We start from the raw sequence: 23,188 nt of genomic DNA on the forward strand, positions 1-23,188 counted from the left end.
CATGACATTTGAAGAACTGAATCTGGCTCCCGCCATTCTGAAGGCCGTGCTTGAGGAGGGTTACGAGAACCCGACTCCCATCCAGGCACAGGCCATTCCGGCGGTGCTCGCCGGCCACGACCTGCTGGCAGGCGCCCAGACCGGCACCGGCAAGACCGCGGCCTTCACCCTGCCCATGCTGCACCGCCTCTCGCAAGGCCAGGTGCCGCGCAACAAGTTCGGCGGCAAGGGCATCCGCGCCCTGGTGCTGACGCCCACGCGTGAACTCGCAGCGCAGGTCGAGGAATCGGTGCGCAGCTACGCGAAGTACCTGGACATCAACTCCACCGTCATCTTCGGCGGCGTGGGCATGAAGCCCCAGATCGACCGCATCAAGAAGGGCGTGGACATCCTGGTCGCCACGCCGGGCCGCCTGCTGGATCTGCAGCAGCAAGGCTTCATGGACCTGTCCACCGTCGAAGTCCTGGTGCTCGACGAAGCCGACCGCATGCTGGACATGGGCTTCATCCACGACGTCAAGAAGGTGCTGGCCCTGGTGCCCAAGGAAAAGCAAAGCCTGCTGTTCTCGGCCACCTTCAGCGACGAGATCCGCGACCTGGCCAACGGCCTGCTGCGCAATCCGCAGTCCATCCAGGTCACGCCCAGCAACACCACCGTGCAGCGCATCACCCAGGTGATCCACCCCGTGGGCCGCGGCAAGAAAAAGCAGGTGCTGCTGCACATCATCAACGAGAACAACTGGAGTCAGGTTCTGGTGTTCACGCGCACCAAGTTCGGCGCCAACAACGTTGCCGAATTCCTGACCAAGAACAACATCAGCGCCATGGCGCTGCACGGCAACAAGAGCCAGAGCGCACGCACCCAGGCACTGGCCGGCTTCAAGACCGGCGAGCTGCGCGCACTGGTGGCCACCGACATCGCTGCACGCGGCATCGACATCGATGAGCTGCCGCACGTCGTGAACTACGAAATCCCCAACGTCTCCGAAGACTACGTGCACCGCATCGGCCGCACGGGCCGTGCCGGGCGCGAAGGCCATGCCGTCAGCCTCGTGTGCATGGACGAAGAAGGCTTCATGATGGACATCGAGCGCTTCACCAAGCAGGAAATCCCCGTGCAGGTGCTCGAAGGCTTCGGCCCGGAAGAAGGCGAAGTGGCCGAACCCATCGCCATGGGCCGCCAGACCATCTGGGGCGGCGCGGGCAAGCCGCCCAGCCGTGACGTCATGCAGGCCGCCGCCAAGGCCGCGCGCCAGGAAATGATGGACCGCATCCGCACCAACAAGGCTGCCCAGCCCGACCGCGGCGGTCGTGCAGGCGGCCGTGACCAGGCAGCACCCAAGGCAGGCTCGGACGAAGGCCGCTCCGAAGGCAGCGCAGGCGGCCAGGGCCGTGGCCGCAACCACGCCGGCGCAGGCGCCAACAACAAGCCGCGCCGCGACCGCTTCGACGGTCCGGGCAACGGCTCCGGCGCTGCTCACCGCCCCAAGGCAGGTCCCCAGAACGCCCCCCGTCGCGGCCCGCGTCCTGACGGCGAAGGCGGCGGTGGCCGTCGCTTCGACGACCAGCCCCCGCGCGCTGATGCCCACCTGGGCACGCAGCTCGGCCATGCACGCAGCAGCGGACCGCGCGGCGGTGCCGGTGGCGGTCAACCCGACCCGATGCGCACCAGCGTGGACACCATGGCCGAACGCGGCCGCCGCGGCGGCGGTGGCTTCAACCGCGGTGGCGGCGGCGGCGGTGGTGGCTTCGGCGGCGGTGGCCGTGGCGGCTCCTCGCGCGGCGGCTACGGTCGCTGACCTGCACTGAATACCCGGCGTGCCAGGCGGCATGCCGGGCATTGCACCAGCCCAAAGGGCTGCATCTCCCCGGGGCTGCAGCCCTTTTGCATTGCACAGATTGCGCCTTCAGCCGACAGCGCGCCGCAAGCCTGCATGGCTATCATCCCGATAGCATTGCGGCCTGCGGCGACTGAAGGCCGCACCCCTTTTCCCGGATTCCCCAAGATTCCCCCACGACTGGTTCCTCAAGGCCACGCCATGACACTGCTGACTCCACCCGCCATACCCTCCAGCCAGCGCCCCGATCCGGAGCTGCCACAGGGCCGGCTGCGGTGGTCGGCCCTGGCATGCACCGCACTGCTGGCCGCCTGCTCCAGCACGCCGCTGCCGCCCTGGCCCACGTCCTCCAAGCCCCAGGTGGCCACGCCCACCCGCCCGGCCCCGGAAATACCCGTGGTGCCCCAGGCGACAACGCAGCCGATCGCACCGGCCAACAACCTCGTCCCCCTGCCCTACAACGCGGCCGTGGCGGCGCGCTTCCCCGACCCGGCCACGCGCTATGACACGCCCGGCCTGGCGCCGCAGCGCAACCAGTTCACCACGGCCAGCGAACTGTCTTCCTGGCTGAACAGCCAGGCCAGCAAATCCCTGGGCCGCGACACGCGCCTGGGAATCGTGCAGCCCGGCAGCTCGCAGCGCGGCAGCCCCATCCAGGCCCTGGTGGCCACGCGCGCTCCCGGCATCCAGCCGTCGGCGCTCTATGACAGCCGCCGCCCCACGGTCATGCTCGTGGCCGGCCAGCATGGCGACGAGCCTGCAGGGACCGAGGCATTGCTCATCATTGCCCGCGAACTCGCTCCCGGCGGCCTGCTGGAGCCGCTGCTGCAGCAGATCAACGTGATCCTCGTGCCGCGCGCCAACCCCGATGCCGTGGAAGCCGGCACGCGCAATGCAGCCGATGGCACCGACATCGCCCATGACCACCTGCTCCTGAACACGCCGGAGGCCAAGGCCCTGGCCACGCTGGCACGCGACTACCGCCCCGTCGCCGTGGTGGACCTGCAGGAATTCCCGGCCGCCAGCATCTTCCTGCAGAAGTACCAGGCCATACAGCGCTACGACGCCCTGCTGCAGTATTCGGCCACGGCCAACCAGAATGAATTCGTGACCAAGGCTGCGCGCGAGTGGTACACGGCACCGCTGCGCACCGCGCTGTCGCAGGCCGGCCTGAGCAGCGACTGGTACTACACCACCAGCCAGGAGCTGCAGGACAAGTCCATCTCCATGGGCAGCCTGGCGCCCGATTCGCTGCGCAACATCAGCGGACTCAAGAACTCGGTGGGCTATCTGGTCAGCAGCCGTGGCTCGGACCTGGGCCGCGCCCACATCCAGCGGCGCGTGCACACCCTGGTCACCGCCGCCACACGCATGCTGCATTCGAGCGCCGAGCGCGCCAAGGACCTCACCCAGGTGCAGGCCTTCGTGGCGCGCGAGACCGCCTCTCTCGCCTGCCACCAGCAACTGGCCGTCCAGGCCGAGCAGACGCCCGAGCAGCGCACGCTCACCATGATCCAGCCCGACACGGGTGCCGACCAGCAGGTGCGCGTGGACTGGAACGCCTCCCTGCAGGCCCGCACCACGCTGTCGCGCCCGCGCTCCTGCGGCTACTGGCTGTCCGCCAGCGCCCAGACCGCCGTGGACAGGCTGCGCCTGCTGGGCCTGCAAGTGCTCAAGGTGGCCGAGCCCGGCCAGCTGCTGGCCGACTCGTACAACGAGGCCCGCTCGGCCACGCCCGCCAGCGGCGCCTATGCGCTCACGCGCGGCGCCGTCGAAGCACCCGTGGGCAGCTACTACCTGTCGATGAACCAGCCCATGGCCAATATTGCCGCTGCGGCGCTGGAGCCCGACACGCCCTACAGCTACCTCGCACGCGGCCTGGTGCCCACGCTGAGCGACATGGCGCGCGTGATGGCCCCCCCTTCGGTGGTGTTCGAGGAAGAAGAAGACGCCGAATGACGGCAAGGGCGCCAGGGCACGCCGCCAAGCCCTGAGCGCCCGCCCATTGCGGGTATGATCCGCGCTGGCCCGTCAGCGGCCATACCTGCCCGTAGCTCAACCGGATAGAGCAATTGCCTTCTAAGCAATAGGTCGGGGGTTCGAGTCCCTCCGGGCAGGCCATCCTGGCATCCCAAGAAATCCCAATAGATCCAAAGAAGTCCAAGAGCCCGCGCTGGTCTCGGGCTTCAGGTACATCCAGCTTAGGACGTCGTCCATCGGCCAGCGATGAAGATGGAGTTCCAGGTGGTAGCCAGTCAGGCAGGCAGGATTGCTGCCGTGCATTGCCAAGCTGGAAAGGCTGTGGCTGCGGGAGATGCGTTGATGGTGCTCGAAGCGTTACAACCGGCCGGCTCCTGAAGTCCTGTGCGGCATTCAAGGAGACCGACCTTGTTCAGCACGGCGCGGTGTGCTGGCTGGGCGATAGGAGTATCAGGTGGGTTCGCGTCGCCAGCTACGCCTTCAGAAGCGGTGATGCAACGTGATCTCCGCGCGCCGCCCCTCGCCCACCAGCCACTGCGTCGTGGTGTAGTAGGCGGTGGAGAAATAGCGCTTGTCCAGAACGTTGAACCCGCGCAGCGTCAGCGTGGTATCTGCGGTGGCCTTCCATTGCAGAGCCATATCGAAGGTGGTGTACGCCCCCAGCTTCAAGGTATTGGCGTTGTCGGCGTAGCGTTTGCCGACATGGCGCAGCCCTCCTGACAGTGTCCAGTTCGAAGCGAGGTTCCAGCCCACCCAGACATTGGCGACACGTTCAGGCACATCGGTGGGCACGTTGCCATTGCGGGACACGGTGACGCCGCCAACCGACTCGCTGAAGTCGTCGTACCGCGCCTTGAGCAAGGCCACGTTGGCATCCAGCCGGACCGTCTTGGCGACCTGCATCGACAGGGTGCTCTCCATGCCTTTGGATGACCGCTGCCCCACCTGGATGCGCAGCGCGGGGTTGGCAGGGTCACGCGTGAGCAGATTGTTCTTGGTGATGGAGTACATGGCCAGCGTCCAGTCGCCCTTGCCTTCCCAGAACGATTGCTTGAGGCCGATTTCGAACTGCCGCCCTGTGGACACGTCGAAAGCGGCGTTGGCGGCAGACAGCATCAGCAGGCCGCTCACCGGATCCGCCGCTTTCGAAGCCTGGGCATACAGTGACAGGCCGGGGTGGAGTTGGTAGACCGATCCCAAGCGCCACCCCGCATTGGAGTAGCTGCGCTTGAAGGCCTGCGTACCAGCCACCAGGTCCTGGCGCGAGAGATTTGCATGGTCAAACCGCGCACCTGCCACCAATGACCAGCGGTCCGTCATCTCCAGGCGGTCCTCGGCGAACAGCGCATATTGCTCGGCCTTGTTGCGATAGCGGGGAATGAAGGGAATGGAGCTGGTGTATTGACCGGGATCGGGGTTGTAGGGGTCCACCGGACCGGAGCTGCCCGCATAGGTGTTGTTGGAATGCCGGAATGCCGCGTGGTTGACATCGAAGCCCAGGGACACCTGGTTCTTGCGGCCGAAGAGACTGCCGCTGAAGGTCGCATCCGTGGTGTTGCCGGTCTGCGTCTGGTCATGGGCGATCTCGGTGTTTCCGGATCGGTCGATCAGGCCGGTGGAGGCGTTGTACAGGTAGGACTCGGCGTTGCGCCAGTAGCGGTCGCTGGCTATGTGATAGAGCTTGCTGCGCACGATCACGTTGCTGGAGGGCGTCCATTGCGCCGCCAGTTCGGTCCAGCGGTCCTTGTACTGGATGCTGCTGTCGGCCACGTTGTAGTTGCGTTCGCGTACCGCCGGATCCTGAACTCCATTGATCAACGGCGTGCCGAAGTAGCGCATGGGCTTTTGCCTGCCCAGCGCGTGGGACAGTTGCACGCTGAAGTCCTGCACCGGATCCCATCGCAAGGCTGCGGAGAGGGTGCGGTTGCTGGAATCACCCCGGTCAACCCATCCGTCGGCGCGGTCGCCACTGGCATCCAGGCGGTAGGACCAGTGCTCATTGATTGCGCCGCCGCTGCCAAAGGCCAGGCCGCGTTTTCCGTCGGTGCCTACCGTGGCCTGAACCTCGTTGCGTATCGGACTGCGCGTGGGCTTCTTGGGAATCACATTGATGACCCCGCCAATGGCGCCATCGCCATAGATCACGGAAGCAGGTCCACGCAGCACTTCGATGCGGTCTACGGACCAGGTATCGAAGGGAAAACTTACGCCCACACCGCCATATTGGCGAGTGCCGTCATACAAGCACAAGGAGGAAATCCTCGCGCGGCTGGCTGCCGACACCGGCTACGGCCCGCGCTTCGCCAGGGCCTACCCGGGCCAGGCAGCGCCCATCACCTGGGGCAATGTGATCCACGCCATCTCGGCATTCCAGCGCACCATTCTTTCGGGCAACAGCAAATATGACCAGTACCTCAAGGGCAGCACGGCACTGAACCCGGCCGAGCAGCGCGGCATGAACCTGTTCTTCGGCGAAAAGGCCGAATGCTTCCACTGCCACAGCAGCTTCAACTTCAACGACCAGATCGTGCACGCGGGCAGCCGCATCGTCGAGACCCCGTTCCACAACACGGGCCTCTACAACATCGGCGGCACCGGCGCCTTCCCCGAGCCCAACCGGGGCGTCTACGAGCTGACCCAGCTCTTCAAGGACATGGGCAAGTTCCGCGCGCCCAGCCTGCGCAATGTGGAAGTCACCGGCCCCTACATGCATGACGGCAGCATCGCGACGCTGGAGGAAGTGCTGCAGTTCTATGCGGCCGGTGGCCGCAACATCACCTCCGGCCCGCATGCCGGCGACGGGCGCGCCAACCCCAACAAGAACGACTTCATCAACCAGATCGCCCTGACGGCCGACGACCGCGCCGACCTGCTGGCCTTTCTCAAAACCCTCACGGACCATGAGCTGCTCACCAACCCCAGGCTCGCCGATCCCTTTGCACGGCAGGCAGGCCAATAGCATGCAACGCACCTTCCTCGCGCAATGCACGCCGCTGGCAGCGGCCATCGCCGCCGTCATCGCCTTGGCGGCAGGCGGCGCCGCCGCGCACACCCTGGATGACGGCATACCGCAGACCAACGGCCTGCGCATCGACATGGCCGCGGTGGCCGCCTATCTCCATGGCGATTCCACCTTGCCGGCGCCCAGGCTGGCCGGCACGCTGGGCCTGGGCGACACGCCTGACGACCAGCGCGGCTGGCGGCTGGAGCATGGCACCCTGGGCGCCGGCCTGCGCGTATCTCCCCAACTGGGGGCCAACATCGCGATGGGCTGGCACGACAGCGACCCAGCCCACGTGGAGGCCGCCTGGATGGAAGCGCGCAGCGGCTCAGACGCCGAGCTGACCCTGGGCGCAGGCCGCAACCGCGTGCCCATGGGGCAGGTGCTCACGCGTGCCGGGCACTTCGACCGCTACGGCCAGATGCCGCTGGCCAAGCGGGCGGCCTTCAACGGCGACTGGATCGAGGATGGCGTCAACGCCGCCTGGCGTCCCCACCTGCAAGGCGCCATGTCCTGGCTGCAGGGCATTGACCTGGGGCTTTGGCGCGCCCGGCGCTTTCCCGGCAGCGACAACGCCGCCTGGGCGCCCGTCGTGCATGCCAGCGCCGCCTGGACCTCGGTGCAGGCTGACGCCTTCTACAGCCGGATGCAGCCCAAGGGGCGCGGCGCCTATGTACAGCGCTCCAACAGCGGCCACATTCACACGGCGCCACAGTGCAACGCCAGCCTGCGCGACATCACCTGCTTCGACGGCACCGTGGACCTGGCCGGGGCCAGCGCCACCTGGACCACGCCGTTGCCCGGCGTCCAGCTCACCGCAGCAGGCATCTGGCGGCGCGAAAGCGGAAACCTCTATTCCCAGAACGGCGACACCCGCTACCAGGGCCGCACCCTGGGCGGCTGGCTGGAAGTGCTCTGGCAGCCGCACGCGCGCTGGGAATTCGGCGCCCGCCAGGAATGGCTCAGAAGCACCAATCGCGTCAGCGGGCCGGGCGCCCTGCTGGTGGCCACGGACGCCAACCTGCTGCCCAACAACCCATCGCGCCGCTTCACGGCCATGGCCGGCTGGCGCCCCGTCAAAAGCGTTCTGATCGCGCTTGAAGCCGGGCGCGAGCACATCGCTGGCAAAGGCCATACGGTGGCAGGCCTGCGGCTGATCTGGACCCCCGATGCGCTGTTTGAAAGGAACTGGAAATGACCACAATGCTTCGCCGCCAGGCGCTTGGAATGCTGCTGGGCATGGGCTGTGCCCTGACACTGCCGCTGACGGCACGGTCCCATGACTTCCGGGCGGGAGACCTGGTCATAGACCACCCCTACGCCACGCCCTCCATCGCCGGCTCCAGCAACGGGGCGGCGTATTTGCGGGGGATCAGGAACAAGGGAAAGAACGCCGACCGGCTCATCGGGGCCAGCACGCCAGCGGCCGCACGCGTGGAGCTGCATGAGATGAAGATGGAGGGCGACATCATGCGCATGCGCGAAGTGCCCTTCATCGAACTGCCCGCAGGCCAGGAGGTGCAGTTGCGCCATGGCCAGTCACACCACCTCATGCTGATCGGACTCACGCAGCCCCTGCGCGAGGGTGATCGCTTCGATCTGACGCTGCAGTTCGAAAAGGCTGGCGAGTACAAGGTCAAGGTCTGGGTGCAGCAACCCAAGCGCATGCCATCCGGACACCAACACCCGCATTGAACGGACATGCGGCAGGAGCCGTGCCCCACAAGGCGAGATGCAGCCATGAGCTGCTGCAACCGCCACCATGGGGCTTGCCGGCAGCTCAGTCTTCGTCCAGCGCCTCAAACCGCTCTGCCAGGAAATCCAGCAGCGCCCGCACGGCCGGCAGCAGCCCGCGCCGCGAGGCGAACACCGCATGGATGATCTCGCGCCGTGGCGCCCAGCCCGGGATGACGTGGACCAGTTCACCGCGCGCGATCTGCTCGCGCACCATCATCGAGGGCAGTTGCACCACGCCCACCCCCGCCAAGGCCGCCGCGCGCAGCGCCAGCATGCCGCGCGTGACCAGACGCGGCCGGTGGCGGATGGCCGCCTGCGTGCCGTCCGGGCCGATCAGGTGCCACACATGCTCGTGCTGCGGCAGGCCCAGGTCCATGCTCGGCAGGCCTGCCAGGTCGGCGGGCACCTGGGGGATGCCGCCTGTCAGCAGTTGCGGGCATGCCACCAGGCATTGCCCGCGCTCGGCGAGCATGCGCATCACCAGGTCGCTGTCCTCCAGCGGCGGCGGGCGCACGCGGATGGCAACGTCGATTCCCTCGCCCACCACGTCGACGCGGCGGTTGGTTTCCTCGAGGTGGATCTCCACGCGCGGGTACGCGGCCATGAAGGCCGCCAGCATGTCGGCGATGCGCGCATCGAGCAGCGCCACCGGGCAGGTCATGCGCACGATGCCACGCGGCTCGGCGTGGGTCAGCGCGATGGCCTCGTCGGCGGCGTCGGCCTCCACCAGCATCGCCTTGCAGTGGCCATAGTAGGTCTGGCCGGTCTCGGTGACGGCAAATCGCCGCGTGGAGCGCTGGATCAGGCGCGTGCCGAGACGCTCCTCCAGCTGCGCGATGCGCCGGCTCAGCTTGGATTTGGGCATCCCCAGCGCGCGGCCCGCGGGCGCAAAGCCGCCGTGGTCCACCACCTGCACGTAGTAGTAGAGGTCGTTCAGGTCTTTCATTGCACACCGCCTTCATCGTTCCTCAGATAGGACTCTGATGGCAAATATTAACGACTACCGCGTTCATCGTTCAAATCCTATTCTCTATCCGTCAGCCAAGACCTTTGTCTCGGCGACACAAGGAGATCAGCATGAAGAAAATCCTCGGTGTCTACAGCGCCCCCCGCATGCACTGGGTAGGCGACGGTTTTCCGGTGCGCTCGCTGTTCGGCTACGACGGGCTGGGCAAGCACCTGAGCCCGTTCCTGCTGCTTGACCACGCGGCGCCGACGCCCTTTGGGCCGACCGACCGGCCGCGCGGCGTCGGCCAGCACCCGCACCGTGGTTTCGAGACCGTGACCATCGTCTACCAGGGCGAGCTGGAGCACCGCGACTCCACCGGCGCCGGCGGCCTGATCGGCCCCGGTGACGTGCAGTGGATGACCGCTGGCGGCGGCATCCTGCACGAGGAATTCCACTCGCGCGCCTTCACCGAACGCGGCGGAACCATCGAGATGGTGCAGCTCTGGGTCAACTTGCCCGCCAAGGACAAAATGACCGCGCCGGGCTACCAGACGCTGCTGGATGCGCAGATTCCCTGGGCGGACCTGGCGGAAGGCGCGGGCCGTGTGCGGGTGATTGCCGGCGAGTTCGGCGGCCACCGCGGCCCGGCGCAGACCTTCACGGCGATGGACGTGTGGGACATCCGCATCCGCCATGGCGGCGTGGGCCGGTTCGACGCGAAGGACGGCCACACGCTGGCCCTGGTGGTGCTCCACGGCTCGGTGCTGGTCAACGGCGCCATCGCGCGGGAAGGACAACTGGTGCACCTGGAGCGCGCCGGCAGCGGCGTGGAGATCGAGGGCAGCAGCGACGCCACCGTGCTGTGGCTGTCCGGCGAGCCCATCGATGAGCCGGTGGTGGGCTATGGCCCGTTCGTGATGAACAGCGAGGCCGAGATCCGTCAGGCCATGACCGACTTCAACAGCGGACGCTTCGGCCAGATGGCGCACTGAGCGCCGCAGGGCTCCCGCCGGGAGTCCTGCATGTTTCCCCCGACGCGGCTTTGTTCAGCCGGGGCCTGCTGCCCCGGTCGTGCACGGCTGCGCCTGAGCCGCCCATCCCGGGCACTTTGCAACCCCAAGGAGATTCACCATGACCAAGCCCTACGTCCGCCTGGACAAGGACAACGCCGCCGTGCTGCTGGTAGACCACCAGACCGGCCTGCTCTCCCTTGTACGCGACATCGACCCGGACAAGTTCAAGAACAACGTGCTGGCGCTGGCCGACATCGCCAGCTATTTCAAGCTGCCCACCATTCTGACGACCAGCTTCGAGAACGGCCCCAACGGCCCGCTGGTGCCGGAGCTCAAGAGCCAGTTTCCCCAGGCGCCCTACATCGCCCGGCCCGGCAACATCAACGCCTGGGACAACGAGGACTTCGTCAAGGCCGTGAAGGCCACGGGCAAGAAGCAACTCATCATCGCCGGCGTGGTGACCGAGGTGTGCGTGGCCTTCCCGGCACTGTCGGCCATCGAGGAAGGCTTCGACGTCTTCGTGATCACTGACGCCTCCGGCACCTTCAACTCCATCACCCGCGATGCGGCGTGGAATCGCATGTCGCAGGCCGGCGTGCAACTGATGAGCTGGTTCGGCGCTGCCTGCGAACTGCACCGCGACTGGCGCAACGATGTGCAGGGGCTGGGCACTCTGTTTTCCAACCACATCCCCGACTACCGCAACCTGATCACGAGCCACACCACATTCACCCAGGGCAATTGAGGAGAAGACCGTGAGCACACCCCAAACCATCGCCAACTTCAACGGCGCCCGCCCGGTCATCGATCCCGACAATGTGGCGATGCTGCTGATCGACCATCAAAGCGGCCTGTTCCAGACCATCAAGGACATGCCCTTCACCGAGGTGCGTGCCAATGCCACCACACTCGCCAAGGTAGCGACACTGGCGAAGATCCCGGTCATCACCACCGCATCGGTGCCGCAGGGTCCGAACGGCCCCTTGATCCCCGAGATCCACCAGTACGCCCCGCATGCCCGGTACGTTGCGCGCAAGGGCGAGATCAACGCCTGGGACAACCCGGAGTTCGTCGCTGCCGTCAAGGCCACCGGGCGCAGGCAGCTCATCATCGCGGGGACGATCACCAGCGTCTGCATGGCCTTTCCCAGCATCGCCGCGGTGCACGAGGGCTACCAGGTCTTCGCGGTGATCGACGCCTCGGGGACCTACTCGAAAATGGCGCAGGAGATCACGCTGGCGCGCATCGTGCAGGCTGGTGTCGTGCCGATGGACACGGCGGCGGTGTGCTCGGAGGTGCAGAAGACCTGGAACCGTGAGGACGCGTTGCAGTGGGCGCAGGCCTACAGCGCAGTCTTCCCGCCGTACCAGTTGCTGATCGAAAGCTACTCCAAGGCGCAGGAAGTGGCCAGGAACGGTGAGCAGCTGGATTCGCAACGCACCTGACTGCGGTAGCACGGCACGGGTACGAGGCCGCTTGCCCAAGGTGTCGGCGGCCATGGTGGAATTTGTGGATGAGGCACAGGACTGAGACCCCGGCCCCTGTGGCGCTCAGCGCCAGCAGTCCTCCACCGTTCCCAGGGGCGAGATGCCTTTCACGCCCAGGGCGTTCAGGGTGTAGTCGCCGCAGCGCCTGTCCGATGCCTGGCGGCCGGTGCGCGTGGCCTTGAGCGTGTAGCCGCCGTCATTGGCGGCCGTGGCCATCGTCAGGGTGTAGTGGCCGTTCTCGGACTTGTCCCCCCAGGGCAGCCTGAGGTTGGCGACGGAGCTTGTGTAGCCGCCGTTCTGCGCCCGCCAGCGCTCCTGCCGGGCGGCGGCCTCGCCCAGCAGGCTTTGCGCTTCCACGCGCCGCGATCGCAGCACGTATTCCTGGTAGGAGGGGTAGGCGATCGCCGAAAGAATGGCGACCACCGCCACCGTGATCATCAGCTCGATCAGCGTGAATCCATGTAGCTTGCTGCGCACGCATTTCTCCTTGGGGGCCCGCAGGGCCAGCCAGACGGCCGGGGCCGGCAGGCCCCTGTGTGTAGTGGATGGCATGGCGGTCACGGGTTCGCGGGCTGGCGGCGCCAGCTCTGTCGCCCCCGGTCCACTCCGCTGTTGATATCGTCGCCCCCGGTCTTGACTGGATCTCCCGCCCCGCTTGGCTTTCCGCTGGAGTCGAAGATCTTCGCGCCGCTGATGGTGGGCCTGCCCGGCCCCACCTCGCGGCCGTTGACCTGCTGGCCTGCCAGGTTGTCGGAGGCGTTGAAGATGCCGTCGCCGTTCACATCGAAGGCGACATAGTCGGTCTTGCCCCCGGTGTCGGGATCGATGGCGTAGATCGTGCTGGCCAGGCCCGCGGAGCAGGGGTCGCCCAGCGGCGGCCGGATGGAGGTGAACACCAGTCCCCGCCCGTACAGGCTCATGTCGTAGACCAGTCTTTCGCCGTCGCGCGGCAGATCGACGTACCAGCCCCAGCTGTGCACATTGGAGTCGGCGGTGCTGGTGGCGTCCTTGTACCAGGTGACCGGGTTGGCCGACAGGGCGAACTTGCCCGGAAAGCCGCTCACCTGGGTGAACTGCTGGGCCTGCAGATCCCCGCGCCCCTTGCCGGCGGTAGGCAGCGGCTGCGGCGCAGTCGTGGCGGGTGTGCCGTAGCGATCCCAGACGCCGAACACCGATTGCCGGCGCATGTCCAGCTTGTCGTCATCCGTCATGAAGCGGCCCGTGCCGAAGGCCACCACATCGCCCTTGCCGCTGGAGTGCCGCACCACGTAGGGTGCGGTGGTGATGGACAGCCGCTTGCCGCCGCTGCGTTCGGACTCGCGTGCCACAAAGAACAGTTGCGCATTCCATGAGCCGCTGGCACCGCTGGCCAGGTCCACGCGCCATACATTGCCCGCAAGATCACCGGCATAGGCCAGGTCCACCTTGCCATCGCCGTTGTTGTCCACCACGGCGGCGCGCGACAGGCCGTTCTTCGGCGCAGGCAGCGCGCTCAGCTCTGCGGCCGTCATGCCTGCCGCGAAATCAAAGCGCCGGATGACCTCGCCACTGGAGACATCCAGCACAAACAGGCTGGACTCGCCGGAGGCGCTGTTCGACGCCTGGTAGCCATTGGACAGGAATACCACCCACCTGCCCTTGGACCGGCCGGCGTCGTTGAGCCGCGCAACGACGGGCGTGGGCATCGAGTAACCCATGCGTTCGTCCTGTTCAACGCCGAACTCCCACAGCAACCGGGGGGAGGTGGGGTCCGTGACGTCCAGCGCAAAGACCTGCCGCCCGCCCGCGCCCAGGCTACCGACCAGCACCCTGTGCCAGGCATTGCCGAAGTAGACATCGGAGACCACGGGCGTCCCGTCCACGAAGTAGCGGTGGGGAGCGCCGCCCGCGCCATACCGGGACGTCAGGACATTGAGCGAATTCTTCACCCCCGATGGAATGAAGGCGAACTCCTCCTTGCCCGATGCCGCGTCGAAGGCGTGCAGCATGCCGTCGTTGGCGCCCACATACAGCATCTCCTTGGCAGCCTGTTTCGCGGCAAAGGCGGCATAGGTGGTGCTGCCCTCCAGCTTGTCCGCGGCGGAGGCGCGGTACAGGCCGCCCTTGACCCGCACCAGCGAGGAATTGACGATATCGCCCAGCACATTAGGCTTTCCGCTGGCCAGGGGCTTGCGCACGCGCAAGTCATCGCGCACCTCGCCACGCAGGAACTCGATGCGCTTTTTTGCCTGGCCATCGGCGGAGTTCGTGGCCGGGTCCGTGTTGAGCACGGCCAGCCAGGACGCATCGGAGCGCTGCCCGCTGAGGCTGGAGTACGTGAAAGGGCTCAGCGACACGGCACTGCCGGTCCTGCTGGGGTAGTAGATCTTGCGGTCATCGGCGGACCGCTCCGACAGGAGTTCCGCCGCGCTCCACACCAGCGTTCTGTCGCTGGTGGTGAGCTTCTCGCGGATGACATCGCCGCTCCAGTACTGGACCTCGAACGTGGTCCGATACAGGTCGGCGCCTTCGCCCAGTGTCGCCGTGGGCATGTCCACGCTGACCGCCGTCACGGAACTGATGCTCTGCAGGATGTCGTTGAACGCCTTGGTCAATTGGTCCTTGAGCGTGCCGGCATTGGTCACCAGAAAATAGTTGTCCGGATCTCCCGTGATCTTGGAGGGGTCGCGGTCCGGCACGCCGTACTTGGCGGCATACCACAGCGGTCCCTTCAGGAAGCTGCCCGCGTCGGTCGCATTGCCGGGAGTGAAGCTGCGGGTGGCCGTGAGCCCCAGGTTCGAGCATTCCGTGCGCTGCTGGGCCGAGATGCTGCCCCGGCAGTAGCCCGGATCGCGATTGGGGGGCGTGTTGTAGGCGTAGTAGGCCGAGGCCGTGTCCTTGTCACGCACCTCCAGGTACATGCCGTCCTTGGTGGTGCCCGAGATCACATAGCCCATGTGCTGCCCCAGGCCGCCAGCGGCGTACTCGGACACCATGTCGATCTTCACCTTGCCATCGGCCTGCAGCGCGATCGTGTAGCGCGCGATGGCGTCCATGTCATGGTCGGCGCCCTGCTCCACGTCCTCGTAGTTGATGCGGAACTCCGCATAGGGCCGCCCGCCATTGACCGAGGCATCGATGTCCGCCTTGCCCGTGTTGGCAATGTTGACCACGTAGTAGTCGACGATCTGGTTGGTCGGCGTGAAGACCGCATTGTTCACGGTGCTGCCACCGGCACTGCCGGAGACGGTCTTGGCAAACGGCGCAATGGTCACAAAGCGCTTGCCGCCGATCGGAAAGCGTATTTCCGGCAGCGGTGACGCAATGGCCACGGAGTAGGTCCTCAGCGCATTCTTGCCCTGGCTGTTGCCGAAGATGGCATTCCTGGCGCCGAAACGGGCCACGCCTGCGGCATAGTAGGTGCCTTCCTTGCTGGGCTCCTCAGGAGACAGGCCGCGCGCCCATGACAGGTCTGCAATGGTCTTGACCGAAGGAGCCTGGTCGGCATTGGCCGACGTTGACTGGCCGATGAAGAAGTTCTTCCCGTCTATGCGCTCGGCCGAGCCGATGGCCGCCACCTCGTCTGAGACATTGAAGCCATTGAGGGCGCTGGCGCCGACGCTCGCGTAGCGGCTGCCGGGCAGCTTGCCGTCGTAGGAGGGATTGATGTCGCTGAGCACCGTCATGACGGGACGGGAGCAGTACTGGTAGCCGCCCCCGCCTTCGGCCTTGGCCCTGTAGGGCGTTTCCCAGGCGGGCTTGGACAGGCCCAGGGACGCATCCTTGGAGGAGCCGCCGGCGTAGTCATAGATGCCGAGGGCCTGGGACGCGCCGCCGAAATAGCGCATGGTCTCGAACATCATTTCGCTGATGGGGTTGCCCCACATGGCGCACTTCGAAGGCTTGTCCAGCGAACTGATGGGGCCGGACGTGATCCAGCCGCATTCCACGTATTTGCCGCCGGTGTAGCCGATCAGCCGCTGGCGGTCTATGTTGGCGACCACGCCATTGACACCCGTCTTGAACTGGCCCGTCTGAGGGTCGACTTCCTCTGCGAAATTGCCGATATTGCGACGCAGCACGCCGCCGGCGATGTTTTTCTCGTACGAGCCTGTGAGCAGGCCGAAGTACATCTTCCCGTTCTCCCCGAAGTCGTGCAGCAGCCCCGTGGGCTTGTAGACGGTCTTGCCGCCGTTGGGATAGGCCTTGCAGCTGGCCTCGAGCAACTGGACATTGCTGCTGGAGCAGGCCTCCACAAGCAGGTTGTAGTCGGTGATCCTGCTGCTGGCCCGCGCGCACGAATTGCCGCCTGCACAGTTGCTCTGCCCTGCAAAGCCCTCCTGGGACACCCAGTCCCAGATCTGGAACGAGGAGTCATTGAGCACGCGCAACTGGGTGACGGCGTCAGTGGTCTCCTTCAGCGTGGTGACGGCAAACAGATGGCGCGTGCCGACCGCCGGCGGGCGCAGCGGCGCATAGTCCGAAATGCTGTAGACCTTGGCATCCCGCGCAGGGTCATAGGCCTTGCCCCAGCTGTGCGCATCCCTGGGAATGTAGGCGGTCTGCAAAACGGTGCGCGAAGCCGTGTCCTCCGCACGCATGCCGCCATAGAGCACGCGGCGTATGGCGTCCATGCGCGATGTGCCCAGATAGTTCAGGAAGTCGCCGCTCCAGTGGTTCGAGCACTTTTTCCTGTTGCTTCCGGTCGCTGCCTGCGAGGGCACGAAAACACCCTTGGAATAGCTGTAGCAGACGTTGTTGTTGAAGTAGCCGTAGTAGTCGATCTGGTCCGGCTTGTACCCGACATCGATCACACCGTCGCCGTTGAGGTCGGAGGCATCGTTGTAGGCCTCGTAGTACAGCTTGTGGTCACGCCCCATCACCAGCATGTTCAAGGGCGCCAGCGCCTGGTTCACGAACAGCGGCATCTGGGACAGCACGGTGTCCGCGCGCCCCTGGGCATGCGCCGGCGTACTGGCCAGTGCCAATGCGCACGTCCACAGCGCCAGGGCCGGCCACGCGCGTGCCAGGCCCTGGCGCCCCCTCGGACCATGCATGGTCTTCCAACTTGCAATGCGAGCCATTGAAGCTCCCTCCCCCTGCTTACTTTATGAACATGTTGACGCTGGACCGCAGGCACAGCGCATGCGCTCCGCAGGCCTGGGCCTGCGTCTTTTCCGTGGCCTGGGCATTGACCTCATAGAAGTCCGTGCAGCCGGTGGCGGGTGCATCCAGCGCGGACGTCGCACTACCCGACTTGGGACAGGCGGTCGTGATGTATCGGGGATACCAGTACCCATCGGGCTGCTGAAACCCGGCCGCCTTGGCCTTGGTCGTCCGGAAATCCGTACCGAGCCCGATGGAGTCCGTACGCACATCGGACACCGAGCAGGGAATGCCGCTGCCCTCGGCCACCGGAGTGCTGGCGCCATTGCAAGGCTTGAGTGCGACGGCATGCTCCAGCAGCTTGCGCTCGCCTTCTCGCAGCGTGCCATCCGCGGTTTCATACAGCCGCTGGCTATCCACCATGTTGGCGGCGATGCGTGCCTCCAGCGTGGCCACGCGCATGCCGACCACCGCCAGCAGCAACACCAGCAGCAGCATGATCATGGACACCAGCAAGGCATTGCCGCGCTGGCGCCCGTGCAGGACACAGGACATGCAGCGGCGGCTCCGGGCTCGGATCAGCGCGGTCATGGCATCAGATTCCTCAGGGTGAGCGTGCCGGTGGCCAGTTGCAGCAGGGAGCCGGCATTCGCATCGCATCGGGCCAGGGCGCCGCCCAGTTGCGCCCAACGCTCGCAGACGGTGGAGGTCATGCCCTGCGTCACCTTGCCGGAGCTTTCCAGCAAGAGGGCAAGGCGCAGGGACCGGATGGCTTCCTGCTGCCCGGGCAACGTGGCCGCGAAGGCATCGACCCTGCGTATCGCGCCGGGCGCTGTCTGCCGATCGATGCCGAACTCGAAATGCACCGCCCGCACGCCATCGGCAAGCGGCACAACCTCCTGCGCGGCCCGGCAGACCAGCACACCACTTTCGACGGTGTATTTCTCCGCGAACATGCCGGTCGCCGGCGCCGGAGCGTCATAGGGGCCCGCGGCTCCCAGGTTCGCCGGCGTGCCCGCACAATCGGTTTCCGCAGCGTCCCGGGGCTGGAAGCGAAGGCAGATGGTCTGCGCGTCAGCCGCGTAGAGCGCCTGTCCCTGGGCGAACTGGCAGCCGTTGGGATGGGGCGAGGAATCGGCAGGAAATGCGTCGAACATCGCCTGCGAAGGGTCTCTCCTGTAGCCTGCCTTGGAGAACTCGGAGTCCAGCACGGCCAGCGCCAGCCGGCTGTTGCCGAGGTTCTCGCTCTGCCCCACGCGAAAACCGAAGCTCGACAGCCCCTGCATGTAGATGGTGGTGGCAATCAGCACGAGGAACAGGCCGATGGCCAGCGCCACCAGAATCTCCACCAGGGACAGGCCCGCCTGGGACGGCATGCGCATGCGGCACGCCCGTGCGCCCGGCCCGCGCTCAAAGCCGCGACCGCAGCGTGAATGTGCAAAATTCATTGTCGCTTCCATCCAGACATTGGCCTTTCTTGACCGGCCAGGCCACCGTCACGGACACCAGGCCATCGGCATCGGCGCTCACAGCGAAGGAGGTGTCGATGCGGTCCTCGGTGAGATCGGGCACCAGCTTGCGGGCCCGCTCGCCCCAGCAGGCCAGGCGCTGCGCCCGCGGCTGCGGCAAAGGCTGGCAGGCCACGGGTGCCGCGGGCATCGCGGCACCCTCCAGCTTCTGGTAGCCGCCCAGTTCCGCCACGGGCACGCCCTTCGCGTCCAGGACCGTGGCGGTGTCCCCCCGCAGGGTCTCCAGCAGTTCGGAAGCCAGCATGGATGCCATCTGGCGCCGCTCGGTATCCACGGTGTATTCAATGGCACGCACATGGATGCGCACGGCGCCCAGCAGCCCCACGGCCACCAGCAGCACGGCGACGAGTACCTCGATAAGGCCTGCGCCGCGTTGCCTGCGAGAAGGAAAAGGAATGGACATGTTGCAGACCCGTTGCACGCGCATCAGCAACTGCCGCCGGCAGGCAGCCGCTGCTGGCGCACAAGCCCGGCGCGAGTCACTCTCAGGCAGTGCATGCGCGTGGCATGGCGAGCCGTGACGGTCAGCGTGTACAGCGTGCTGGCGCCGGAGAACTGCCTGGCGGTCCCCGTGGTTTCGAACAGGACACCCTGGGAAGAATCACCGGAGGGCGAGACGGTCACGGCATCAGGCACCCGGGCCTCGCGCACCAGTTGCCCGCCCGACTTGGCGGACCATGTCTGCCCCGCGCCCACGAAGCTGCTTTCCCCCCGTTTGTAGACCGCTTCGGAGCGAGCCAGCTGCAGCAACGACTGCAACTCGAGCGCAGCCGAGCTGACGCGCTGGTTGGCTATTTGAGCGATGAAGGAAGGAGCGGCCAGAGCGGCCAGAATCGCGACCAGCGCCACCACCACCATCATCTCGATGAGGGTGAAGCCACGGGGCCATTGCCATGTGCCGCCTGGACAGCCGTTGCGCGTGTAACCGGGGTTTTTCATGCAAGCGTGCTTCTCGTTGCCGGGGAACCATGCGACAGGCTTGCAAGCCCTGCGCCATTGCTCTTGATTGATGTTTGCAATCGTAATGCAAAGGCAATTTGGAACACCTATTGACACAGGTTATGGGACAAATATAGGACTTGTCTTATAAAAACCTGCGCAAAGCGCAACACCCCATCCAGCAAGCCCGGCCCGCCGTCCGTGCACGCAAGCTCGGCGGGACGGCCCGCGCAACGGGCATGGCATGGCATGGCATGGCATGGCATGGCATGGCATGGCATGGCATGGCCACGGTGGCGATAGGGCAGGTCCCGAAGTCAGGAGGCAGGCCTCGCACCAAGCGCCTGAAAATCCACCGCAGCATGCGCGGTTGCAATCCAGCCGCAGCGCAATTGGCGATGCGAATATCCCGTCAGCTTCCAGCCCGAGGAAGATAAAGTTTGCGCCCAAAGCAAAAATCCCCAGTGCATTTCTGCACTGGGGATTTTCTTGTTTGGGGTGGCTGATGGGGCTCGAACCCACGACAACAGGAATCACAATCCTGGACTCTACCAACTGAGCTACAGCCACCGTTGAAGCATTCGATTATATGCCAAAAACCAGCAGACAAATGCTTTGGAACAGGTGTTGCGTGACGGATCGGGTGCAGCATGAACAACGGCGCATCGGGGGAAGCGGGCAAAGGGCAGGATGGCGCCATCCTCCATGCAGCCACAGCCGGCAGGGACCTTGTCCGGCGCACCTGAAGCTGCCGGGGACAAGCTGCCGGGCACAAGCAGTCCACCTGCCGCCCAAAGCAAAAATCCCCAGAGCATTTCTGCTCTGGGGATTTTTTTATTTGGGGTGGCTGATGGGGCTCGAACCCACGACAACAGGAATCACAATCCTGGACTCTACCAACTGAGCTACAGCCACCGTAGAAGAACGCTATTCTATTCCAAAAAACTGCTTGATTTCTGAAATTTCTGTCTTTCTAGAAATTTCCCTCATCAGGGGCGCGGGACCTTGATCTGCACCTTGAGCTGTTTCTTGAGAAGCTCGTAGTATGCCATAGCTTCCGCCACGGCCGAGCTTCGCAGGAAGTCCTGCTTCTGCGCGGCAGCCGCCTGCGCATCATCGGCCGGACGCTCGACGATGCGGTTGATCTTGACCACGGCATAGCCTTGCGCGCCCAGGTCAACACCCGTCCACGCAGGCAGCTGGGCCGTGGGCGCACGCAGGGCAGCGTCCACCACTTCGCGCGACTGGCCTTCGGGCTGGTCACGGCTGATCACCTTGGCTGCGGGCAATTGCGCCGCGTCAGGCTTGGCCTTCCATGCGGCGAGCTTGGCTTCGCCATCGGCCTTGGCCAGTTCGGCGGATTTTTGCGCCACATACAGGGTGCGCAGCTTGTCGCCGACCTCGGCCATGGGCAGCGTGCGGGCAGGCGTGTACTCCACCACGCGGCCGGCCACCAACTGGTTGGAACCCAGCTCCACCGCATCGGTGTTGCGCTTGTTGTTGAGCGAATCGCTGGAGAACAGCGCCTCCAGGAAACGGGGATTGGCCAGGGGGCCCTTGACGTTGGGGCCGGGCTGGCGCGTCACATGGTCTGCCTTCTGCACGGTGAGCTTGAACTTCTCGGCCACGGGCTGCAGGCTGTCCGACTGCTCGTAGACCGCGTTGGAGAAGCCTTCCGCCAGTTCGGCGAACTTGCGCTGCGCCTGCTGCTGCTTGAGTTCGGCCTCCAGCTTGGGACGCATCTGCTCGAAGCTCGGTGCCTTGGGCTTCTTGATGTCCACCAGCGAGATGATGTGGTAGCCGAAGTCGCTGTGCACCACGTCGCTGATGTCGCCGACCTTCATGCCGAAGGCTGCATCCTCGAACGGCTTGACCATGGCGCCACGGCCGAAGTAGCCCAGGTCGCCACCCGATGCAGCGGAGCCGCCGTCCTGCGAGTTGGCCTTGGCCAGCTCGGCGAAGCGCTTGGGGTCCTTGCGCAGCTCGGCCAGCAGTTCCTCGGCCTTGGCCTTGGCTTTCTCCTGCTCTGCCGCGGGGGCATCCTTGGATGCGTTGATCAGGATGTGGCTGGCGCGGCGCTCCTCGGGACCGGCCAGGCGCTCGGCGTTCTGGTTGTAGTAGGAACGCACATCGTCTTCGCTCAGCGTGATGCCGGCCTCGATGCTGGGCACATCCAGCAGCAGGTATTCCACCTTGGCCTGCTCCAGTTGCTGGAACTGGCTGGTGTGGGCGTCGTAGTAGGCCTTGAGGTCGGCCTCGGTGGGCTGGACCTTGCTGGCGTAGGCGCTGGCTTCGAAGCGTGCCACCTGCACTTCGCGGCGCTGGTACAGCGCATCGATGGCCTGCTTGACCTGGGCGTCGGTCGCAAAGGCCGTGCCCGTGACGCCACCCATCACCTGGTTCATGGACAGTTCGCGGCGCAGATTGGCCTCGAAGCCCTCAGGCGTCAGGCCCTGCGATCCGACCAGGGCGCGGTAGGCTTCGGCATCCATCGAGCCATCCGGCTTCTTGAGCGCGGCAATCGCGGGAATCTCCTGCAGCGTGCGCACCAGCTGTGCATCCGATGCGGCCAGGTGCATCTTCTGCACGGCAGCGGCCAGCACCTGGTCACGCACCATCTTCTCCAGCGTGGCGTAGCGCGCCTGCGGCGAATCCAGCAGCTTGGGGTCGACGTTGGGGTTCTCGGCGCGCAGGCGGTCGCTTTCCATGCGGTGCGCGTTCTCCCAGTCGGCCTGTTTGATCTCATGTCCATCCACACGCGCGACGATCACGCTGGATTCGGTGAAGTAGTTCTGGTTGACCCCCACGAAGATGAACGAGGGAATGATCAGCAAGAACAACAAGATCATCACGAACTTGGAATGCTTGCGGATGGATTCGAACATGGTCTGTCTTTCAGTGGCAGAAATAGAAAAGGCGAACTTTCGTTCGCCTTTTGTTCTTGGTGGGTGCTGACGGGGTCGAACCGCCGACCTACGCCTTGTAAGGGCGCCGCTCTACCAACTGAGCTAAGCACCCCACCTTGACTGGTGTCAGTTCAGGGCATCCTTCAATGCCTTGCCCGGACGGAACTTGGGAACCTTGGCGGCCTTGATCTTGATGGTCTCGCCGGTGCGGGGGTTGCGGCCCGTGCGGGCGGCGCGCTTGCCAACGGCGAATGTACCAAAACCAACGAGCGACACTGTACCACCCTTTTTGAGGGTTTTCTTCACAGCCTCAATCGTGGAATCCAGTGCGCGAGCAGCCGCAGCCTTGGAGATGTCGGCGTTGTTAGCGATGTGCTCAATCAGTTCGGTTTTATTCACAAGATGCCTCTGGAGAAATAAGTGAATGGAATGTCTCTGCGGCCACCAACTTGGCGCGACCAGAAACCCGGCGCGACGGATACGGAATCTGGCTTGCCGTTCGACGCTTGCCTCGGGGCAGGCATCGGTGAATTAAAGCCATCGACCTTCCAGGTGTCAATGCACGCTGTGCATCGCAACGACAGGGCACGATTCTATGCGGTTTTGGCGCCAGCTTTGGCTTTGCGGCCGGTTTTTTGCGCGCAGCGGGTGCTAGCGGCTTCACGAATTGACAAGGGTTGACAATGGACTTGCCCGCCGCAGGCCTTGCCAGTGCTGCAATGCGC

The 23,188-nt window shown here is 65.4% G+C and carries 19 protein-coding genes and 4 tRNA genes; 10 read left to right on the forward strand and 13 right to left on the reverse strand.

The features are described 5' to 3' along the window. Position 1 precedes the first annotated feature (1 nt). The 4 genes from ACF8LI_RS04735 to ACF8LI_RS04750 all read left to right on the forward strand — a co-directional run bounded on the left by ACF8LI_RS04735 (position 2) and on the right by ACF8LI_RS04750 (position 4,195). Positions 2–1,798: a DEAD/DEAH box helicase gene (locus ACF8LI_RS04735; protein ID WP_392412219.1), complete on the forward strand. Its 1,797-nt coding sequence runs from the start codon at positions 2–4 to the stop codon at positions 1,796–1,798. A 240-nt stretch (positions 1,799–2,038) separates the two neighbouring features. Then, on the forward strand, positions 2,039–3,796 hold the full coding sequence (locus ACF8LI_RS04740; RefSeq protein WP_017404579.1) for a M14 family metallocarboxypeptidase: 1,758 nt from the start codon (positions 2,039–2,041) through the stop codon (positions 3,794–3,796). Positions 3,797–3,881: 85 nt separating this feature from the next. Next, positions 3,882–3,958, forward strand: a tRNA-Arg gene (locus tag ACF8LI_RS04745). 111 nt (positions 3,959–4,069) lie between these two features. Further along, the gene (locus ACF8LI_RS04750) at positions 4,070–4,195 is read left to right on the forward strand and encodes a biotin/lipoyl-binding protein (RefSeq protein ID WP_392412329.1); all 126 of its coding nucleotides are present in this window, start codon (positions 4,070–4,072) and stop codon (positions 4,193–4,195) included. A gap of 102 nt (positions 4,196–4,297) precedes the next feature. Here ACF8LI_RS04750 and ACF8LI_RS04755 read toward each other — a convergent pair whose 3' ends face one another. Continuing rightward, positions 4,298–6,100, reverse strand: coding sequence for a TonB-dependent receptor (locus tag ACF8LI_RS04755; protein ID WP_392412220.1), 1,803 nt, complete (start codon positions 6,098–6,100; stop codon positions 4,298–4,300). On the opposite strand from ACF8LI_RS04755, the gene ACF8LI_RS04760 reads away from it, so the two are divergent. Genes ACF8LI_RS04760 through ACF8LI_RS04770 form a run of 3 tightly spaced genes read left to right on the forward strand, consistent with a single transcriptional unit; the run spans position 6,048 to position 8,513 of the window. Then, the gene (locus tag ACF8LI_RS04760; RefSeq protein WP_392412221.1) at positions 6,048–6,776 is read left to right on the forward strand and encodes a cytochrome c peroxidase; all 729 of its coding nucleotides are present in this window, start codon (positions 6,048–6,050) and stop codon (positions 6,774–6,776) included. The two genes, ACF8LI_RS04755 and ACF8LI_RS04760, sit on opposite strands and share 53 nt — an antisense overlap. Position 6,777: 1 nt before the next feature. Beyond that, positions 6,778–8,016 (forward strand): hypothetical protein, encoded by a 1,239-nt coding sequence (locus ACF8LI_RS04765; RefSeq protein ID WP_392412223.1) that lies wholly within the window; start codon positions 6,778–6,780, stop codon positions 8,014–8,016. Continuing rightward, positions 8,013–8,513: a copper chaperone PCu(A)C gene (locus ACF8LI_RS04770; RefSeq protein WP_392412225.1), complete on the forward strand. Its 501-nt coding sequence runs from the start codon at positions 8,013–8,015 to the stop codon at positions 8,511–8,513. The genes ACF8LI_RS04765 and ACF8LI_RS04770 overlap by 4 nt, the downstream gene beginning before the upstream one ends. An 85-nt stretch (positions 8,514–8,598) precedes the next feature. Here ACF8LI_RS04770 and ACF8LI_RS04775 read toward each other — a convergent pair whose 3' ends face one another. Continuing rightward, positions 8,599–9,501 carry a LysR family transcriptional regulator gene (locus ACF8LI_RS04775; protein WP_016445413.1) on the reverse strand — a complete coding sequence of 301 codons (903 nt, stop codon included), beginning with the start codon at positions 9,499–9,501 and terminating at the stop codon, positions 8,599–8,601. Positions 9,502–9,632: 131 nt separating this feature from the next. On the opposite strand from ACF8LI_RS04775, the gene ACF8LI_RS04780 reads away from it, so the two are divergent. From ACF8LI_RS04780 to ACF8LI_RS04790, 3 genes are all read left to right on the forward strand, one after another. After that, positions 9,633–10,496 carry a pirin family protein gene (locus ACF8LI_RS04780; RefSeq protein WP_017404961.1) on the forward strand — a complete coding sequence of 288 codons (864 nt, stop codon included), beginning with the start codon at positions 9,633–9,635 and terminating at the stop codon, positions 10,494–10,496. Between the two features lie 139 nt (positions 10,497–10,635). Then, the gene (gene ycaC, locus ACF8LI_RS04785; protein WP_016445411.1) at positions 10,636–11,262 is read left to right on the forward strand and encodes an isochorismate family cysteine hydrolase YcaC; all 627 of its coding nucleotides are present in this window, start codon (positions 10,636–10,638) and stop codon (positions 11,260–11,262) included. A gap of 10 nt (positions 11,263–11,272) precedes the next feature. After that, positions 11,273–11,962 (forward strand): hydrolase, encoded by a 690-nt coding sequence (locus tag ACF8LI_RS04790; RefSeq protein WP_013803115.1) that lies wholly within the window; start codon positions 11,273–11,275, stop codon positions 11,960–11,962. Between the two features lie 105 nt (positions 11,963–12,067). Here the strand turns inward: ACF8LI_RS04790 and ACF8LI_RS04795 are convergent, their stop codons facing one another. The 11 genes from ACF8LI_RS04795 to ACF8LI_RS04845 form a co-directional block, all read right to left on the reverse strand. Further along, positions 12,068–12,556, reverse strand: coding sequence for a type IV pilin protein (locus ACF8LI_RS04795; RefSeq protein ID WP_392429737.1), 489 nt, complete (start codon positions 12,554–12,556; stop codon positions 12,068–12,070). Between the two features lie 5 nt (positions 12,557–12,561). Next, the gene (locus ACF8LI_RS04800; protein WP_392429739.1) at positions 12,562–17,067 is read right to left on the reverse strand and encodes a pilus assembly protein; all 4,506 of its coding nucleotides are present in this window, start codon (positions 17,065–17,067) and stop codon (positions 12,562–12,564) included. A 19-nt stretch (positions 17,068–17,086) separates the two neighbouring features. Beyond that, on the reverse strand, positions 17,087–17,680 hold the full coding sequence (locus tag ACF8LI_RS04805; RefSeq protein ID WP_392429741.1) for a PilX N-terminal domain-containing pilus assembly protein: 594 nt from the start codon (positions 17,678–17,680) through the stop codon (positions 17,087–17,089). Beyond that, complete coding sequence (locus ACF8LI_RS04810) at positions 17,677–18,471, reverse strand: prepilin-type N-terminal cleavage/methylation domain-containing protein (RefSeq protein WP_392412230.1); 795 nt, start codon at positions 18,469–18,471, stop codon at positions 17,677–17,679. The genes ACF8LI_RS04805 and ACF8LI_RS04810 overlap by 4 nt, the downstream gene beginning before the upstream one ends. A 28-nt stretch (positions 18,472–18,499) precedes the next feature. After that, the gene (pilV, locus tag ACF8LI_RS04815; RefSeq protein ID WP_310038709.1) at positions 18,500–19,021 is read right to left on the reverse strand and encodes a type IV pilus modification protein PilV; all 522 of its coding nucleotides are present in this window, start codon (positions 19,019–19,021) and stop codon (positions 18,500–18,502) included. Positions 19,022–19,044: 23 nt separating this feature from the next. Beyond that, positions 19,045–19,557 (reverse strand): GspH/FimT family pseudopilin, encoded by a 513-nt coding sequence (locus ACF8LI_RS04820; protein WP_392412231.1) that lies wholly within the window; start codon positions 19,555–19,557, stop codon positions 19,045–19,047. Between the two features lie 494 nt (positions 19,558–20,051). Continuing rightward, positions 20,052–20,127: transfer RNA gene (locus tag ACF8LI_RS04825), tRNA-His, on the reverse strand. A gap of 269 nt (positions 20,128–20,396) precedes the next feature. Beyond that, positions 20,397–20,472, reverse strand: a tRNA-His gene (locus ACF8LI_RS04830). Between the two features lie 74 nt (positions 20,473–20,546). Beyond that, on the reverse strand, positions 20,547–22,442 hold the full coding sequence (locus ACF8LI_RS04835) for a SurA N-terminal domain-containing protein (RefSeq protein ID WP_016445403.1): 1,896 nt from the start codon (positions 22,440–22,442) through the stop codon (positions 20,547–20,549). 57 nt (positions 22,443–22,499) lie between these two features. Then, a tRNA-Val gene (locus ACF8LI_RS04840) sits at positions 22,500–22,575 on the reverse strand. 14 nt (positions 22,576–22,589) lie between these two features. Continuing rightward, on the reverse strand, positions 22,590–22,862 hold the full coding sequence (locus tag ACF8LI_RS04845; protein WP_012204727.1) for an HU family DNA-binding protein: 273 nt from the start codon (positions 22,860–22,862) through the stop codon (positions 22,590–22,592). Positions 22,863–23,188: the final 326 nt, after the last annotated feature.

The organism is Delftia sp. WSY_12, from assembly GCF_043104645.1.
Classification (GTDB): Bacteria; Pseudomonadota; Gammaproteobacteria; order Burkholderiales; family Burkholderiaceae_C; genus Comamonas; species Comamonas tsuruhatensis.

Coding starts and splice junctions, on each gene's coding strand:
- ACF8LI_RS04735 (WP_392412219.1), top strand. CDS start 2: ATGACATTTGAAGAACTGAATCTGGCTCCCGCCATTCTGAAGGCCGTG.
- ACF8LI_RS04740 (WP_017404579.1), top strand. CDS start 2,039: ATGACACTGCTGACTCCACCCGCCATACCCTCCAGCCAGCGCCCCGAT.
- ACF8LI_RS04750 (WP_392412329.1), top strand. CDS start 4,070: ATGGAGTTCCAGGTGGTAGCCAGTCAGGCAGGCAGGATTGCTGCCGTG.
- ACF8LI_RS04765 (WP_392412223.1), top strand. CDS start 6,778: ATGCAACGCACCTTCCTCGCGCAATGCACGCCGCTGGCAGCGGCCATC.
- ACF8LI_RS04770 (WP_392412225.1), top strand. CDS start 8,013: ATGACCACAATGCTTCGCCGCCAGGCGCTTGGAATGCTGCTGGGCATG.
- ACF8LI_RS04775 (WP_016445413.1), bottom strand. CDS start 9,501: ATGAAAGACCTGAACGACCTCTACTACTACGTGCAGGTGGTGGACCAC.
- ACF8LI_RS04780 (WP_017404961.1), top strand. CDS start 9,633: ATGAAGAAAATCCTCGGTGTCTACAGCGCCCCCCGCATGCACTGGGTA.
- ycaC (WP_016445411.1), top strand. CDS start 10,636: ATGACCAAGCCCTACGTCCGCCTGGACAAGGACAACGCCGCCGTGCTG.
- ACF8LI_RS04795 (WP_392429737.1), bottom strand. CDS start 12,556: ATGCCATCCACTACACACAGGGGCCTGCCGGCCCCGGCCGTCTGGCTG.
- ACF8LI_RS04800 (WP_392429739.1), bottom strand. CDS start 17,067: ATGGCTCGCATTGCAAGTTGGAAGACCATGCATGGTCCGAGGGGGCGC.
- ACF8LI_RS04805 (WP_392429741.1), bottom strand. CDS start 17,680: ATGACCGCGCTGATCCGAGCCCGGAGCCGCCGCTGCATGTCCTGTGTC.
- ACF8LI_RS04810 (WP_392412230.1), bottom strand. CDS start 18,471: ATGCGCATGCCGTCCCAGGCGGGCCTGTCCCTGGTGGAGATTCTGGTG.
- pilV (WP_310038709.1), bottom strand. CDS start 19,021: ATGTCCATTCCTTTTCCTTCTCGCAGGCAACGCGGCGCAGGCCTTATC.
- ACF8LI_RS04820 (WP_392412231.1), bottom strand. CDS start 19,557: ATGAAAAACCCCGGTTACACGCGCAACGGCTGTCCAGGCGGCACATGG.
- ACF8LI_RS04835 (WP_016445403.1), bottom strand. CDS start 22,442: ATGTTCGAATCCATCCGCAAGCATTCCAAGTTCGTGATGATCTTGTTG.